We start from the raw sequence: 15,852 nt of genomic DNA, 5'->3' as shown, positions 1-15,852 counted from the left end.
TCCGGCAAGACAGTGAAATCTTTGTGTTTCACACAACTTTTCGATCGATCAGCTTCGGTCGAGTAATCTCGTGGCGCCCGCGGGCGCCACGAGGCCGCCCCACGTCATACCCAGGACGGTCGATCGACGCGCAGGCACCGTGAGCGGGGTGGCTGTGGCCTACTCTCGGATGGCATGAGCTCAGCCGCTGATACAACTGCCGTGACGAACTTGATCGCGAAGTATGCCGAGTTGGTCGATAGTGGGGATTTCGCTGGAGTGGGTGCGTTGTTCGCGCACGGTGTGTTCGGCGGCAGTAGTGGGTCGGTCGCGGGGAGTGAGCGCATCGAGAAGATGTTCCGGGGCATGGTGATCATGTACGAGGACGGAACGCCGCGCACCCATCACGTCACCACGAACATCGCCGTCGAATTCGACGAGGATGCCGATACCGCCACGGCGCGTTCCTATTTCACGGTTTTCCAGGCCACGCCGGACCTGCCCTTGCAGCCGGTGGCGGCCGGCCGCTACCGGGACCGCTTCGAGCGCAGTGCCGGGCAGTGGCGGTTCGCCGAGCGCCAGGTGCAGATCACGCTGACGGGCGACACGAGTCGGCACCTGCGCACCCCGGCCCCACAGGAGAGCTGACGGGCGGGTCATTCCCACCCGTGCAGGGCGAAGGAAGTGCCGAGGTGGCAGTTGCGGACGCCCGCGGCCTGGTAGGGGATGATATTGGGCGGCAGGGCATTCGGGTCGGCCCAGAGCAGGCCGGCGCATTTGTGGGGCTCCATGTTCACCGGCTCTCCGGTCCAGCGGAGCGCTTCGAAGAAGAAGCCGATGCGGGCGGCCCCGGACTCGCCACGGTGGTGGAGTACGTGTGCGAAGCGCAGATCGGCAGGATCGATGGTGATTCCGATTTCTTCCATGGCTTCACGGATCACGCCGTCCACCACCGATTCGCCGTCCTCGAGGTGGCCGCTGGGTAGATTCAGCCAGCCGTCACCGTAGCCCGTGTTCGCGCGCTCGCCGAGCAGAACCAGGCCATCGCGCCACAGGACGATGTGGACATCGATGATGCTGCGGTAACGATCCGTCACTCTCCGACCCCAATTCCGTACCGGCGCTGTCGTTCTTGTTGCCGACATTGTCGCCGATCGGGGGCTCAGCGGGGTGATCCGCCCGACTTCCGCCCGATTCCACACGCCCACAAGGTCCCCAGCACCGCCCCCGGCGGCACCAGCACCCACACCCACCACGGATAGAACCACTCCAGCGTGACACCCAGCAACAGCCACACGATCAAGTTCAGCCCGCTGAGCGACAACCACACAATGGTCAGCACCGTCATGGCGATCCGCCCGCCCGATGGCCCCGGCTCTTTGATCTCGGGCAGATCAGCGGACACCTTGGCCAGCTCGCCCCGGGTACGAGCCTGCCAGATCGACTGCACCCGGCTGTCGAACTCACCGAGATCGAGCACGCCGGCGTCCACAGCGCGGCGCAGCGTCTCCTCGAGCTTCTTTCTTTCGGCATCGGAGATCCGAATGTCGTTGGGGTGCACCGGCTCACTCACCATCCCGATCCTGCCATCCCGGGCCCAACCGCGCACGCGAGTGAATGAGGAGCGCGACGAGAAGCGACAGCACCCGGAAAGGCGGTCACGGTGAACCGATTACGGAACTCTCCGGATGCTGTTCAGCGCTGGTGCTCGATTCCGTAGCGGCCCGGCTGATATCCGATCCGGCCGAGGTCGACGGGGCCGGCGTCATCGCGGCGGCCGCCCGCAGCATGGCCACCGTCCGGCAGGTGTGGCTGACCTCGGTGTGGGGCAACGGGATTCAGTAGACGACGATCGGCCCACCACGAATCGTGGTGGGCCGATCGTTCAATGAAACCCTTTACCGCACGCCGGTGACCTGCCCGGACGTGGATATCGCCGGGACTAGCCGCGCCGGGCCGCTGCGGTCACCGGACCGACGGCCCGGAAGGTGAGGGCGACGACGAAGGTCAGGGCCGCGATGGCGGCGGCGGCCGCGAAGGCGGTGGTCATGCCGCCGACCAGCGCGTGCTGGAGCGAGCCGCCCGCATCGCGGGAAGCGGTGCCGAAGACCGTGACCAGGATGGCCAGGCCGAGGGAGGCGCCGGTCTGCTGGAGGGTTTGCAGTGCGCCGCCGGCCGCGCCCGCCTCGTGGGTGTCGACATTCGACATGATGATGACGTTCAGGGGCGAAACCGCCAGGCCGATACCGCATCCCATCAGGATCATGGCGATGAACAGGAGCGGGAAGTAGCCGCTGTCGGCTGTCAGCTGGGTGAGCAGGACCAGGCCGGCCACCATCAGGGCCGCGCCGGTGACGGTCACCGGTTTCGGGCCGAAGCGGGGCAGCAGGCGCGGGATCAGCCGGATCATGGTGAACATCAGCAGGGCGGTGGGCAGAAAGGCGAAACCGGTTGCCAGCGCGCTCAATCCGAGCACGTCCTGCAGAAACTGGGTGAGGAAGAAGAACATCGACATGCCCGCCATCGGCGCCAGGAACATGTTCGCGTAGGCGGTGGCACGATTGCGGTCGGCGAACAGCCGCAGCGGCAGCAGCGGTTGGGCCGCACGGGATTCGATGGCGAGGAACGCGGCGATCAGGATCGCGCCGGCCGCCAGGCAGATGTCGGTGGTGGCAGTCTCCCAGCCGTCCGAGGCGGCGTTGATGAAGCCGTAGACGAGAGCGGCCACACCGGTGGTGGCGGTCAGCGCGCCGGGCAGGTCGAGGTGGGCCGGCTGACGTTCGGCCCTGGGCAGGTAGCGCAGTGCCAGCACCACGACGATCAACCCGAACGGCACATTGATGAAGAGCACCGAGCGCCAGCTCAGCCATTCGGTCAGCAGCCCGCCGACGATGAGGCCGATAGCGAAACCGGCACTGGACATTCCGGAGAACAGCGCGAGTACGCGCATCCGGGCTTTCGGATCACTGAAGGTGGTGGTCAGCAGGGCGAGTGTGTTGGGTCCGGCCATTGCCCCGCCGATGCCCTGCACGACGCGCGCGGCGAGCAGCCAGCCGGCGGAGGGCGCCAGCCCGCCCGCGAGCGAGGCCAGGGTGAACAGGGTGGCGCCGGCGATGAACAGGTTGCGGCGGCCGAACAGGTCACCGGCGCGCCCGCCGAGCAGCAGTAATCCGCCGAAGGCCAGGCTGTAGGAGTTCATCACCCAGGACAGTCCGGTGGCGCTGAAGTGCAGATCGGTCTGGATGCGCGGCAGCGCCACATTCATCACGGTGATGTCGAGGACGATCATCAATTGGCAGGTCAACAGGGTGGCCAGCACGATTCCCGACCGCAGCCCGGGGGCTCGAGCGGGTGCCGGCACGCGCACGGCAGCGTTCGAAGGAAGAGTGGTCGACAAAGAATGCTCCATCGAATGGGATACAAACGGAGGAAGCCTCCGTTTCCGATGGAGTTATCATATGGAGGGTTCCTCCATTTGTGCAAGTCTAACCGGAGGGTCCATCCGTTTCTAGTGGAGGGTTCGTGGAAGCACCGTCGACCGGAAAGCCGATGCGCGCCGACGCGCGCCGCAACTATGAGCGGATCGTGACCACCGCCCAGCAGGCCTTCACCGAACTGGGCCCCGAGGCGCCGCTCGAGGAGATCGCGCGCCGGGCGGGGGTCGGGATCGGCACCCTGTATCGGCACTTCCCCAATCGCGAGGTGCTGATCGAGGCCGTCTACCGTTCCAGCATCGAGCATTTGAGCCAACGCGCCCACGACCTCCTCGAAACCCACACGGCCGGAACGGCTTTCGAATACTGGCTGCGCGAACAGGTGGAGTGGGTGATGGCCAATCGCGTCCTCGCCACCACCCTGAAGGCGGGCATGGACCACAACACGCCGACCTTCACGCTGTGCCGCGTGGCGATCACCGAGGCGGCTTCCCTACTGGTGCAGGCGGCGCGGGACGCGGGCACGATCCGCACCGACATCGAGCCGCGCGATCTGATCAGGCTCGGGCACGGGCTGGGCGTCGCCTGCGAGACCACACCCGATGCCGCCGAACGCCTGATCTCGGTGACCCTCGACGGCCTGCGCGCCACCCCGGCCGACGCTCAGCGGTCGTAGAGCTGTTCCCGAACCCAGCCGAAACCGCTCTCCAGCAAGGGAAACGACCTCGGGTCGAGCCGAACCACGCGTGGACGCGATGACCCGAGTAGTCGTCGGCATCGACGACCATCCTGCCGGGACCCGGCCGCCAGTAGCCGAGGCGCATGGCGGCGGGTGCTAGAGCAAGCTGTGGGCGGCGAGGCGCGCGAGGCAGGTGTCGACGACGTCGGCGGCGGAACCGGACGCCTCCCCCGCCGCCCAGAGTTCGGTCGCCAGGCGGACGGCGGTATTGGCCATGGCGGCGGCGAGTGCGACGTCCAGGTCGTCGGCGGGGCGGCCGGTGCGGGCGGCGATGATCGGGATGAGCTGGGTTTCACAGTCGTATTGAACGCGCAGCCAGGTCGCACGCAGAGCGGGCAGTTGAGTTGCGGCCCGGACCAGCGGGCGCAGGCGGCTCTCGGCGATGCCCTCGATCGCGAGGGTGCCGACCGTGGCGGTGCGATACGAGCGGCTCAGGGCTTCCCGCAGCGACAGTTCGGGCGGGCAGCCGGCGAGTTCGTCGGCCCAGGCCTGAGTTCCGATGGCGAGCAGCGGCGCGACGACGTCCTCCTTCCCGGCGAAATACCGGTAGAACGTGCGCAGCCCCATCCCGGCGGCCGCCGCGATCTCGTCCACGGTCGTTGCGGCATAACCGTTTTCGATGAAGAGATGGGCCGCCACCAGCGCCACCTCCCGGCGTGTGGCCGCACGGCGGGTCTCGCTGAGCGCCGGGCGTCCGGCACGGTTTCGCTCGCTCGTCACCCGGGGAACTGTACCGAGGTCGAAGACGTTTGATGGCGCGGCGTGCCATTTTCGGCATATCGTGTCAGAAACTGTTCCACCGATCAGGAAGTGATCCATGAACCGTCTCGAGCAGCGCCGCATTCTGGTGACCGGCGCCGGATCCGGTATCGGCCAGGCCACCGTCCTCCGTCTGCTGTCCGAAGGCGCGGTCGTCGCCGGCGCCGACGTCAATGCCGAGGGCCTCGCCCTGACCCGCAAGCAGGCCGCCGAGGCGGGCACCGCCGCGCGGCTGACCACCGTCGAGATGAATATCGGCGTGGAGTCCGAGGTGGTCGCGGGCGTGCGCACCGCCATCGACGCCCTCGGCGGACTGGACGCGGTGGTCAACGCGGCGGGAATTCTGCGCGCGGCCCACACCCACGAGACATCGCTGGACCTGTGGAACCAGATCATCAGCGTCAACCTCACCGGCACCTTCCTGGTGATCCGCGAGGCCCTGCCCGCACTGCTCGCCAACCCGCGCAGCACGGTCGTCAACTTCAGCTCGACCTCGGCGAACTTCGCCCACCCGTACATGGCCGCGTACTCCGCCAGCAAGGGCGGGATCCAGACCCTGACCCACGTCCTGGCCCTCGAATACGGCAAGCAGGGCCTGCGCGCGGTGAGCGTCGCCCCCGGCGGCATCAAGTCCGGCATCACCGACGCCACCCCCGGCTATCTCCCCCAGGACGCCGACTGGTCGCTGTTCGGCCGCCTGATCGCCGTTCTCCCCCAGGACAATCCGGCCGAACTGGCCGGCCCCGAGAACGTGGCCGGCGTCATCGCCATGCTGGTCTCCGACGACGGCCGCTTCATCAGCGGCACCGAAATCCGCATCGACGGCGCGGCCCACACGTAGTACGGCAAGGCCCCGATCGACGATCCGATCGGGGCCTGCTGTCGCAACTACTTTCCGGCACCCGCCATTCCGGCCGGCGCCCCGCGCAGAATGCCGTCCGCCGTCCCCGCCACCCACTCGAGCGCCGCATCCAGCTTGCCCAGCACGTCCCCCGCGGGCGCCTCGACCAGGCACCGCTCGATCTGACTGATCACCCCGGCCGACGGCCCACCCTTCTTGGCCACCTCGGCCTGCGTCCACCCGTTCTCACGCCGCCGCGCCTTCACCCGCTCGGCCAGTGCCTTGATATCCGGCGCGCCCGCGGCAACGGGCTCCGAGATCTCCGCGACAACCGCGACCGGGCCGTCCGCGTCGATCGGCTCCGCGACCCGCGAAACCACCGCCTCCGCAGACTCCACGACGGCAGCCCCCACCGTCTTCCCGGAAGTGATCATCCCCTGGGTGATGAGCCGAGACCGCTTCCGCCTACCCATCTTCGCCATGCGCCACTCCTCGATCCGCAATCTCAGCCTTCGCTGAAGCCCCGGCAAGGTTGCCACAAGTTCGCGCGAATCCCCCGCCAATCCCGCTCCCTCGGCGTGCCAAGCCTTGGAATCGCACGCACAGACGACCGGCCGATCGCTGGATGCCGACCGCGCCGAACTCCGGACTCACCCGGATTTCCGACCCCAACGCCGAGCCCGGGGGTGCGGACCTGCGATTCCCTCGCGAAGCCGACCCGGTACCGTGTCAACCGTTTTCAGGTGAGTTGTTGCGGTGGAGCGGTACGTCTTCGAACTCGGTGAGCACCTGACGGAGGAAGGCTCGAATCAGCTGCTGGGCTGATGTCGTTGCGCCGTACAGGGTTCCGATTACCGGTTGCAGCTGCGCACCGGTGTCGACGACAAGGCGCACCAGGCCTTGTTCGGCGCAGCGGGTCAGGGTCGGCTCGAGGAACGTCGCGGCGTCCGCGGTCCGGCCGGCGGCCGACAGGCAGCAGCCGTACAGAAGTTCGGCATTCGTGAGCGCGCGAGGGCGGTTCTGGGTGGAGATCACGTCGACGAGGCGCTGCGCCTGCCGGCATGCCTGTTCGGCCGCTGTCGAGGTGCCCTTGCCGAGGAGTAGCCGGATGGCCGAGTCGTGGGCCAGTTCCGCGGCCACCGCGGTGGGAGCATCGGGGTGGGCGGTATACGGTTCGAGATGTTCGAGGTCGCGGCGGTCGGTGTCGGTGATCGGCAGACCCAGTCGAATGCGTTCGTTGATCATGCGGGCTGCCAGCCGCGGCAGGTTCATGTTCGCCGCGAGCTTGGCTCCCTCGTCCAATCGCTCGTTCATGGCGTCGATATCGCCGCGCACCGCGGCCAGGCGGGCGGCGGTGCCGTAGCCCGCCATCTGGAACTCGACCGCCCCGCCTTCGACGCCGAGCCCGCCCGCGAGCAGTTCCTCGGCCTCGATGAATTGGCCTTTCTCGTACAGCAATTCGCCGAGCAGCGCGCTGGCGAGCCGGGTGGCCTGCGATTTCGTGCCCGTCTGCAGCGCCTGACCGAGCGCGGTGCGGAACCGGGACTCGGCAGTGCCGACATCGAGCTGTTCGCTGGCGGCGCTCCCGTCGACACAGTCGCAGTACACCGCGCCGAACGGTCCGCGCGCCCGGTCGCGGTACGGTTCGATCCAGCGATACCAGCTGTGCACCTCGGCGAAGTCGAAGCGATACAGCGCCGAGATCATCGCCCCCACTGCCAGCCCGTGGGCCAGGAAGGGCCGCACCGAATCCCGTGCCTGCGCGAGTTCCGGCGCCAGTTCCGCCGTCTGGTCGGTGGCGAGCGCCAGGCCGATGCGCACCAGCTTCATCTCGAGCTCGAGGTCGGCGGATTCGCCATCGTGGTCGCGGGCCAGCGCGAGCGCCTTCTCGGCGCGTTCCAATGCGGTCTCCGCGGCGGCCGGCCGCTGTACGGCGACGTTCGCCCACGCGATGTGTACCTGCAGTTGCGGATTCGACGCGGTGAGCGAGCCTGGCAGTTTGGCCGCCAGCCCGAGCAGCGTCCCCATGCGCGACTGCTCTATCAATTGCCCGGCGTGCTCGGCGACCAGCCGGCAGGCCCGCTGGGGTTCGCCCGCGGCGAGCAGGTGATCGACGGCCTCGGTGAGCATGTCGTGGGCCTCGAACCACTGCGCAGCGGTGAAGTGCAGTTCCTCGAGCAGTCCCGGGTGCTGCCGGATCAGCCGCTCGCGCAGGAAGTCGGCGAACAGCGAGTGGTAGCGGAACCAGCGCAGATCGTCATCGATGCTGCGCAGGAACAGATCCCGCTGCCGCACCTGTTCGAGCATGTCCTGGCCGTTGCTCACGCCGGTCAGCGCCTCGGCGAGGTCACCGTTGATACGCACCGGAACCGATGTCCGCATGACGAATTCGAGCAGTTCGGGTTCGAGGGTGTCGACGACGTTCTCCATCAGGTACTCCCCGATGGCGTAGTGCCGTCCCGAGATCTGATCGATGTACGCGCCCGGATCGTCGCGGCCACGCAGCGACATCGAGGCCAGTTGCAGTGCCGCCGCCCACCCTTCGGTGGATTCGCGCAATCGCTCGACCTCGTCCGCGGCGAGGGTCAGCCCGCTGGTGTCGGCGAAGAATGCCGCGGTTTCCGAGTCGTCGAATCGCAGTGCGGACTCGTCGATCTCGGTGAGCTCGTCGCGAACCCGCATGCGCCCCAGCGGAAGTCCGGTGCGGCTGCGGCTGGTGACGATCACCCGCAGGTGATGGCAGCCGTGGTCGAGCAGGAATTCCATCGCGGCCACGGTCGCGGCGCTGGTCACCCGGTGCCAGTCGTCGATCACGAGCGCCACGTTCTGGCCGCTGTTGTGGATCTCGTCGATGAGGGTGGTCATGACGTGCCGCGCGGCATCACTGGCATGCTCCTCGAGCAGCTGTTCCAGATCCGCGGCCACACCCGGATGGGCGTAGCGGATCGCCTCCACCACATGGGTCAGGAACCAGACGACATTGTCGTCATCATCGTCCACGCTGAGCCAGGCCGCTCGAACGCCCTCGGCGGCGAGCACATCCACCCATTCCGCGGCCAGCGTGCTCTTCCCGAATCCGACGGGTCCGTGGATCAATACCAGCCGCCGGCCCTGCCCTTCCCGCAGCCGGTCGAGCAGGCGGCCGCGCAGTACCGGCTGCCGCGGCGAGCTCGGCGGACGGTACCGAGTGGACGGCGTCGGCGCCGGGCTCGAACGCGGCCGCGGGACGGGAACCGGCGGTGTGACCGTCTGGGCTTCGACATCGGTCGGCAGCGCCATCGAGTCGACCACGAGCCCGGAGGCGAATTCGATTTTGCGCAGCCGGTCACCGAACTCCCGGGCCGTCTCCGGCCGGTCCGAAGGATCGTGTGCCATAGCGGTTTCCAGCGCCGAGCTCAGCGCCGCCGGCACATCACTCTGCCGCAGGTCGGGCACCGGCTCGGAGGTGATCCGGACGAATTGTGCGACCATCGACTCGCCCTCGCGGCGTTCGAAGGCGGCGTGCCCGGTGAGCAGGCAGAACAGTGTGGCGCCCAATCCGTAGATGTCCGCGGCCTCGGCCGGTTCGGCGCCCCGCAGCACCTCGGGCGCGGTGAACGCCGGTGTGCCGGCGATGAGTCCGGACCCGGTCTCGAAGGCCCCACTGATGCGGGCGATTCCGAAATCGCTCAGCAACGGCTCGCCATAGTCGGACTGCAGGATATTGGCCGGATTCACATCGCGATGCACGATCCCGTGCCCGTGCGCGGCCGCCAGCGCACCGGCGATCTTCACCCCGACCGACAGCACCTCCTGCCACGACAGCGGTCCCCGCTCCCGAATCCGCGATTGCAGCGACCCGAGCGCATAGAACGGCATGACCAGATACGGCCGCCCGGTGACGGTGACGTCGGCGGACAGCACCTGGACGATGTGCGGATGCCCGCCGAACCGGCCCAGCGCCCGCTGTTCGCGGAGAAACCGTGCCCGCTCATCCCCGCTCGACCGCGTATCGAGCACTTTCACCGCGACCAGCCGATCCAGCGAATGCTCGTGACACCGGTAGACGACCCCGAAACCACCCCGCCCGATCTCCAGGGCATCGTCGAGCCCGGCCGCGGCGAGTTCCTCGGCGACCCCTATCCGCAGGTCAGGCTGCGTACCGTCGCTATTTCGTTCGACCATGCCCCGCTCACTTGCCCTGACGAGTTGGGCCCCGATACCCCGATCGTAACCACGGGTATGCCCGATCCGCGGATTGTTTCCCGCACCGGGCGAGGGGATCGCCACCACCTTGGGTTCTCGGCGGCGGCTCGCGCGCCGATAGCCGACCGCGGCCACACACGGCGCGCCCAGCGACCACGCCAGGCTCAACAGCGGCCGGGCCAGCGACCGCCCTCGGCGAGCGCGCGCGTGGCCGCGTTGGTGACCGAGACGGGCTGGTGCTGTGGCAGCGGAAGGATCCAGTCCGGACAGGCAGGGGCCGGCGCGCAGCCCCCGCCGAGCCTATTCGGACGGGGAAGCCGCTCCGGAGCGACCCCGCACTGCTCTGACGTCCACGGAGACCGCTTCCCCGATTCCGGGGAGGCGAGTCGTTCGGTGCGTGGTCCGATAACCGGAACAGCGGTCCGCAAGACAAGACCGCCGGAATCGGCTCCCCCCAGCGAACGCTGCGCGATAGTTGAAGTCGGCGAAGGAGTTCAGATGGCAGAAATCGTGTCCGTCACCGGCGGCAAGGTTCTGGGCACGCGCGAGGGCGGCGTCACCCGATTCCTCGGCATCCCTTACGCGGCAGCACCGATCGGGCCCGCCCGGTTCGAAGCCCCACGACCGGTCGAGGCCTGGTCCGGGGTGCGCGAAGCCCTCGAATTCGGACCCACCTGTGTGCAATCCCCGTATCCGGCACCGATTCACGCCCTCATCGGCAGCGACGGGATCCCCGGTGACGAGTATCTGAACGTCAATGTGTGGACCCCCGATCACACGGGGTCCGGTCTGCCGGTGCTGGTGTGGATTCACGGTGGGGCGTTCGTCCGCGGGTCGAACGCCAGGCGTATCTACGACGGCACCGCCTTCGCGCGCGACGGCGTCGTGGTGGTGTCGATCAATTATCGGCTCGGCATCTCCGGGTTCGCCGCCGTTCCGGGATCCGCGTCGAATCGTGGTCTGCGCGACCAGATCTCCGCATTGGAGTGGGTGCGCGAGAACATCGCGTCCTTCGGCGGCGATCCCGGCAATGTCACGGTCTTCGGCGAATCCGCGGGCGGGATGAGTGTGGTGGCGCTGCTCGCGTCACCGCGGGCACGCGGGCTGTTCCGGCGCGCTATCGCACAGAGCGCCAACGGTTCCGCGGTCGCCACCGCGGAGGACGCGGGCAAGGTGGCGCGGCAGCTGGCCGATCTGCTCGGCATCGAACCGACGGCGTCCGCCTTCGGCCGGCTCGGACCGGAGGAGCTGCGCAGCGCCCAGGATGCACTCGCCCTGGCGCTGATGACCGACCCGGATCCGGACCGCTGGGGTGCGTCGATCGTCGCCAACGGACTCGGCATCATGAGCTTCTTCCCGATGATCGACGGCGATGTGATCCCGGACCGTCCGACGGATATCCTTGCCGCCCAACCGCATCGGACCGTGCCCCTGCTCACCGGATGGACCGCCGAGGAATTCCGATTCTTCACCTTCCCCTCCGGTCTCGCCGCCGGAATCACCGAGCAGACGCTGCCGCATTTCCTCGCACGCTACGGCCTGGATCCGTCGGTCGCCGAGCGCTACGCCGCCAACCGCCCGAACGCCACACCCGCGGACGTGTTCGCCGCGGTCCTCACCGACCTGGTCTTCCGCGATGACGCCATGCGCATCGCGGAATCCACCGCCGCAGCGGGCAACCCGGCCTACGTCTACGAATTCGCCTGGCGCTCAACCATCGCCGACCTGGGCGCCTGCCATGTCATCGAGATCCCTTTCGCCTTCGACCAACTCGCCGCCGCCCACACCCTGATCGGCCCGAACCCACCGCAACCCCTGGCCGACGAGGTGCATCGCGCCTGGGTGCGCTTCGCCACCCACGGCGATCCGGGCTGGTCCCGCTTCGACACCACCACCCGCGCCGTCCGTGTCTTCGACGCCCCGGAATCCCATGAGGTAGCCGACCCCCGCGCGGACGAACTGCGCGCCCTGCGCCGGGCGAAGCTCACCTCCAGCGCTGCGGTATAGCGGCATGAAATGACAAAGGCCGCAGGTCAGGAACCTGCGGCCCGCGTCGAGCGTGCCTGCTCGATTCCGCGAGAGGCGTTGGGCCCCAATGAATCCGGGCGGCGTGATCGGCATGCAAAGCACCGTCCGAAGCCGCTCGGCGCACGCCCGGCTTGACGCGAGCGCGGCCCCGCCGGTACCTTGAAATCGAGACAGATCAGTCTCGATCTTGGCCCGATGGAGGCGAGTCGAACATGGTTTCGCAGGCACTGGACGCGCGGGAAGCCGTCCAGATCGTCGAACGATTGGCACAGGCGAAAAGCCGACAGGACGTGGCGGCCACAATGGCCGTATACCACCCGGACGCCGTGCTCGAATCGCCGTCGCTCGGATCCCATTACGCCGGGGCCGAGGTCGAGGGCGCGATCACGGGATGGTTCGCGTTCGCGCCCGACTACGAGGTCCGGCTGGATGGCCACGGACTCGATGACGAGACGCTGTGCTGCTGGGGCGAGATCGCCTTCACTCCGGCGTTCACCTTCAATGGCGCAGTGCCGAACGGCAATCGGGTCTCGGTGCCGGTCTTCATTCTGTTCCGCTTCCTGGACGGCCGGGTGAGCTGGGAGAGCTTCCACTTCGATGTCGCCGGGGTCGCCCGTCAGTGCGGCGTCGACGCGAGCGCCCTGGTGCGGGCGTCATGATCGTCGGCGCTCGCCGGCCGAGCACTACCACCATGCGCGCGGCTCGGCACGAGAACTGGGGATCGCCACTGGAGATCGCCGACGTCGAACGGCCGGAGCCCGCCGCGGGCGAAGTCCGCATCGCGGTGCGGGCGACCAGCGTGAACCCGATCGACATGCACACCGGCAACAATTCCGGCTACGAGCAGTCCATGCGGCTGCCCTGCATTCCCGGGTGGGACGTCGCCGGTGTGGTGGATGCGGTCGGCTACGGAGTAACTCGCTATGCCGTGGGCGACCGCCTCTACGGTCTGGCCTGGTTCCCCTATCCCGCGGGCACGTATGCCGAGTACATGACCGTGCCCGCGTATCAGCTTGTGCCGATGCCGAAGTCGGCTTCCTTCGCGGAGGCGGCGTGCTTGCCGATGGCCGCGCTGACGGCCTGGCAGATGCTGGACGCTGCCGGGGTACGCGCCGGTCAGCACGTTCTGATCAGTGGGGCCTCCGGCGGCGTGGGTCACCTCGCGGTGCAGTTGGCGGTCGCACGGGGAGCCACGGTCACCGCCCTGGTGCGTCCCGATCATCATGCCGCACTGCGCGAATTGGGCGCGCACGCCTGCGTGGACTACACCGATGCGGACGCTGTCACGGCGATCGGGAAGGTCGACGCCGCGATCGATCTGGTCGGATTCGATTTCGGCGCTTCACTGTTCGACCGCGTCACGCCCGGCGGCGCGATCGCCTTGTCGACCGCATGGTCGGTCAAGGGATATCAGGCCGCCGCGGCGGAGCGAGGTATCCGCGCGGCCTCGTGCTTGGTGGAACCCGACCCCACGGCCCTCGCGGCCATCGCGGAGCTGGTCGATTCGGGCGCGGTGCGCGTCGTCGTCGGCGCCGAGTTCGATCTCACCGAGGCCGCCGATGCCCAGCGGTGGGTCAAGGACCGGCGCGGCTTCGGCAAGGCCGCGATCGTGGTGAACTAACCGGAGCGAGCGTGACCGAAAAGCCCAAACAGCTGCGTGGTATCGCGGTGCGCGACAAGCTTGTCGGCATCGCGACCGACCTCTTCTACGACAACGGTGTGCGTGCCATCGGCGTCGATGAGGTGGTGCGGCGGGCGGGGATGGCGAAGGCGAGCCTGTATCGCTGGTTCCCCACCAAGGACGACCTCGTTCTCGCGGTGCTGCAGCAGCGCGACGACAGGTTCTGGGCCCGATGGGACCGGACCGCGTCGCGCCACGCCGACGCGCGGGACGAACTCGAGGCCCAGCTCGCCTGGATCCAGGACGTCGCGACGCGCGAGGGCTACCGCGGCTGCGCTTTCGTCAACACAGCCGCGGAATTCAGCAGTGCGCAATCGGAGCGTATCCGGCTGCGGTGCGCCGAGCACGAACACGAACTCGCGCGGCGGCTCCGCGCGCTGACGGCACGGCTCGGTGTCACCGACGGCGATCGGCTCGCCGATCAACTCCATCTCGCCATCGTCGGCGCCTTCGCGGTCGGCGGGATCTACCCGACGGGCGGACCGGCCGTCCGGCTCAGAGCATTGGCCGAGGACCTGATAGACGGGCGGCCGCCGAACTGACAGTGTCGGATCGGTCGCGCCTATTCGACAGCCAGCCGGGTCGGCAGGGGCGCGAGGGAGAAGTTCCTCCAGATGTAGGCGTCCATCTGGTGCTGATCGAGGTGGGAGAACCCCGGCGTGTTCCCCCACTGTCACACCAAATCACGTGGACTACGCATGTGAGCGTGGGCGAAGCCGTTCCGCGGGTTGGTATAGATCCGGACGCAGAGTCCGTCGGGGGTTCGGAATTCGATCAGGTGTCCGATGAATCCGGTGATGATGGGTGAATGCTCGACGCCGACCTCGTCCAGATGGGCCGCCCACCGCCGCAATCCCTCGACCCCGTCGACGCCGAAGGTGATCGGATCGAAGCCCGCTATCGCGGTGGCCGCCAGCGGATTCAGGCGCAACTCCACCGGAATCGCCACACCGGGCAACATCATGATGACGCCGAACAGGGTGCCGTCGGGGTGGCAATGGTCGAACTTCTCCAGCCTCCTCGCACCGAGCGCGGTCTCGAACCAGGCGATGCCGGCCGATAGATCGGATACCGGCAGCTTCAGATGATGCACACCGGCGAGAGAGGGAGCCATGGCGATCTCGTTTCGACTTTGACGGAACAGATAGTTAGGTGCCATATTAAGTCCATGGCGACGGATCCGGATGATGCCCTTGCGGCTCCCACACTGGAGCAGGCGCGGTCACAGATCCAGCGCTACGCACTCGAAGACGAGATCGACCCGCGGGTCGTCCTCGTCGCGGTGCGGCTGCTGGCCACAGGAGCCAGGCTCACCCAGGCGACCGAGGCGCACTTCGCGCGATTCGGACTCTCGGCCGGGCGTTATCGCCTGCTCGCCGCCCTGGAGGATGCCGACGGCGAGCTGTCGCCGTCGCAGTTGGCGACCGTGCTCGGTGTCACGCGCGCAACGGTTACCGGACTGATGGCCGGTCTGGAACAGCAGGGGCTGGTGTGCCGCCGCGCCTCGGCGGAGGACGGTCGCGGCGTGGTGGCGGTACTCACCGCGCGCGGCGCCCAGCAGCTTCGCGACATGGCTCCCGAGCATTTCGGTCGCCTGCAGGCCATGGCCGGCGCGCTCACCTCCGAGGAACGCGCCACCTTTCTCGACCTACTCGAACGCATCGGCCGGGGCATCGGCGCGCTCACCGCGGACTGAGTGCGACACCCTGCGGTCCGGCGCTTTTGCTACGACATATAGTTAGGTACCTAATCATATGAGCACAACGGCGGTGCCGCCCAGATTCGTCCTGTGGCGGGAAGTCCTGTTCGCGTACCTGGCGCCGGCGCTCAGCGCGGGAGTGGGCGGATTGCTCACCGGGCGGCCCGAACTGGTGCTCGCCGCGCTGACATCGATCGGGGGCACGTCTGCGATGGTGGCCTTCCTTTTCGGCATGTGGCTTCGATACCGGGAAGTCCGGTGGACGTGGCCGCGACGTATGCCACCGGCCGCACTCGCGGTGGGGTTCGGTCTCGGCTCGGCCGCGCTCGGGGCGGTGGTCGCCCAATTGCTCTGCCGCACATCGTGGTTCCCCGAGCGTATTCGCATCGACGTCCCGATCGCCGCCGCACTGGCCGCCGCCATCGTCGTGTGGCGCTGGTGTTCCATCCAACGAAAGGAAGACCGCCGATAACGCTCACCGACCGGGTCCGAGTCCGGCGCCAGGTC

17 protein-coding genes and 1 pseudogene are annotated in these 15,852 nt (G+C 68.0%); 10 read left to right on the top strand and 8 right to left on the bottom strand.

Annotated elements, in window-relative coordinates; all coding sequences use genetic code 11:
* Window positions 1-174: 174 nt before the first annotated feature.
* The gene (locus ABZ909_RS33375; protein WP_357007737.1) at window positions 175-627 is read left to right on the top strand and encodes a nuclear transport factor 2 family protein; all 453 of its coding nucleotides are present in this window, start codon (window positions 175-177) and stop codon (window positions 625-627) included.
* 8 nt (window positions 628-635) lie between these two features.
* Here the strand turns inward: ABZ909_RS33375 and ABZ909_RS33370 are convergent, their stop codons facing one another.
* Together ABZ909_RS33370 and ABZ909_RS33365 are read right to left on the bottom strand one after the other, a co-directional pair.
* A complete protein-coding gene (locus ABZ909_RS33370; RefSeq protein ID WP_357007734.1) occupies window positions 636-1,076 on the bottom strand; it encodes an NUDIX domain-containing protein in 441 nt (146 codons plus the stop codon).
* 65 nt (window positions 1,077-1,141) lie between these two features.
* Window positions 1,142-1,552, bottom strand: coding sequence for a DUF1707 domain-containing protein (locus ABZ909_RS33365; protein ID WP_357007731.1), 411 nt, complete (start codon window positions 1,550-1,552; stop codon window positions 1,142-1,144).
* Between the two features lie 131 nt (window positions 1,553-1,683).
* Between ABZ909_RS33365 and ABZ909_RS33360 the strand changes: the two genes are divergently transcribed.
* A complete protein-coding gene (locus ABZ909_RS33360; RefSeq protein WP_357007728.1) occupies window positions 1,684-1,824 on the top strand; it encodes a hypothetical protein in 141 nt (46 codons plus the stop codon).
* A gap of 97 nt (window positions 1,825-1,921) precedes the next feature.
* On the opposite strand, the gene ABZ909_RS33355 is transcribed toward ABZ909_RS33360, so the two are convergent.
* Window positions 1,922-3,340, bottom strand: coding sequence for an MFS transporter (locus tag ABZ909_RS33355; protein ID WP_357007725.1), 1,419 nt, complete (start codon window positions 3,338-3,340; stop codon window positions 1,922-1,924).
* A gap of 161 nt (window positions 3,341-3,501) precedes the next feature.
* On the opposite strand from ABZ909_RS33355, the gene ABZ909_RS33350 reads away from it, so the two are divergent.
* On the top strand, window positions 3,502-4,089 hold the full coding sequence (locus ABZ909_RS33350; protein WP_357007722.1) for a helix-turn-helix domain-containing protein: 588 nt from the start codon (window positions 3,502-3,504) through the stop codon (window positions 4,087-4,089).
* Here ABZ909_RS33350 and ABZ909_RS33345 read toward each other — a convergent pair.
* Both ABZ909_RS33345 and ABZ909_RS33340 read right to left on the bottom strand, forming a co-directional pair.
* Window positions 4,077-4,237: pseudogene (locus ABZ909_RS33345) on the bottom strand (DoxX family protein); the annotation flags it as partial. The gene ABZ909_RS33350 and the pseudogene ABZ909_RS33345 sit on opposite strands and share 13 nt — an antisense overlap.
* An 11-nt stretch (window positions 4,238-4,248) precedes the next feature.
* Entirely contained in the window at window positions 4,249-4,872 is a 624-nt protein-coding gene (locus ABZ909_RS33340; RefSeq protein WP_357007719.1) for a TetR family transcriptional regulator, read from the bottom strand.
* Window positions 4,873-4,969: 97 nt separating this feature from the next.
* On the opposite strand from ABZ909_RS33340, the gene ABZ909_RS33335 reads away from it, so the two are divergent.
* A complete protein-coding gene (locus ABZ909_RS33335) occupies window positions 4,970-5,752 on the top strand; it encodes an SDR family oxidoreductase (RefSeq protein ID WP_357007716.1) in 783 nt (260 codons plus the stop codon).
* A gap of 47 nt (window positions 5,753-5,799) precedes the next feature.
* On the opposite strand, the gene ABZ909_RS33330 is transcribed toward ABZ909_RS33335, so the two are convergent.
* Together ABZ909_RS33330 and ABZ909_RS33325 are read right to left on the bottom strand one after the other, a co-directional pair.
* Window positions 5,800-6,234: a helix-turn-helix domain-containing protein gene (locus ABZ909_RS33330; RefSeq protein WP_357007713.1), complete on the bottom strand. Its 435-nt coding sequence runs from the start codon at window positions 6,232-6,234 to the stop codon at window positions 5,800-5,802.
* A gap of 247 nt (window positions 6,235-6,481) precedes the next feature.
* Window positions 6,482-9,916: a protein kinase gene (locus tag ABZ909_RS33325; RefSeq protein WP_357007710.1), complete on the bottom strand. Its 3,435-nt coding sequence runs from the start codon at window positions 9,914-9,916 to the stop codon at window positions 6,482-6,484.
* Window positions 9,917-10,435: 519 nt separating this feature from the next.
* On the opposite strand from ABZ909_RS33325, the gene ABZ909_RS33320 reads away from it, so the two are divergent.
* The 4 genes from ABZ909_RS33320 (at window position 10,436) to ABZ909_RS33305 (ending at window position 14,188) form a co-directional block, all read left to right on the top strand.
* A complete protein-coding gene (locus ABZ909_RS33320) occupies window positions 10,436-11,944 on the top strand; it encodes a carboxylesterase family protein (protein ID WP_357007707.1) in 1,509 nt (502 codons plus the stop codon).
* A gap of 233 nt (window positions 11,945-12,177) precedes the next feature.
* Window positions 12,178-12,624, top strand: a complete 447-nt coding sequence (locus tag ABZ909_RS33315) for a nuclear transport factor 2 family protein (RefSeq protein WP_357007704.1) — start codon at window positions 12,178-12,180, stop codon at window positions 12,622-12,624.
* Window positions 12,621-13,586 carry an NADP-dependent oxidoreductase gene (locus ABZ909_RS33310; RefSeq protein ID WP_357007701.1) on the top strand — a complete coding sequence of 322 codons (966 nt, stop codon included), beginning with the start codon at window positions 12,621-12,623 and terminating at the stop codon, window positions 13,584-13,586. The genes ABZ909_RS33315 and ABZ909_RS33310 overlap by 4 nt, the downstream gene beginning before the upstream one ends.
* Window positions 13,587-13,597: 11 nt before the next feature.
* A complete protein-coding gene (locus ABZ909_RS33305; protein WP_357007698.1) occupies window positions 13,598-14,188 on the top strand; it encodes a TetR/AcrR family transcriptional regulator in 591 nt (196 codons plus the stop codon).
* A 131-nt stretch (window positions 14,189-14,319) separates the two neighbouring features.
* Here ABZ909_RS33305 and ABZ909_RS33300 read toward each other — a convergent pair whose 3' ends face one another.
* On the bottom strand, window positions 14,320-14,760 hold the full coding sequence (locus ABZ909_RS33300; RefSeq protein WP_357007695.1) for a VOC family protein: 441 nt from the start codon (window positions 14,758-14,760) through the stop codon (window positions 14,320-14,322).
* A 54-nt stretch (window positions 14,761-14,814) separates the two neighbouring features.
* On the opposite strand from ABZ909_RS33300, the gene ABZ909_RS33295 reads away from it, so the two are divergent.
* Window positions 14,815-15,342: a MarR family transcriptional regulator gene (locus ABZ909_RS33295; RefSeq protein ID WP_357007692.1), complete on the top strand. Its 528-nt coding sequence runs from the start codon at window positions 14,815-14,817 to the stop codon at window positions 15,340-15,342.
* A gap of 58 nt (window positions 15,343-15,400) precedes the next feature.
* Entirely contained in the window at window positions 15,401-15,817 is a 417-nt protein-coding gene (locus ABZ909_RS33290; RefSeq protein ID WP_357007689.1) for a hypothetical protein, read from the top strand.
* Window positions 15,818-15,852: the final 35 nt, after the last annotated feature.

Source organism: Nocardia sp. NPDC046763 (genome assembly GCF_040645495.1).
GTDB lineage: Bacteria > Actinomycetota > Actinomycetes > Mycobacteriales > Mycobacteriaceae > Nocardia.
Note: the sequence above shows the minus strand (reverse complement) of the source record. Positions and strands in the feature narration are given on the sequence as shown.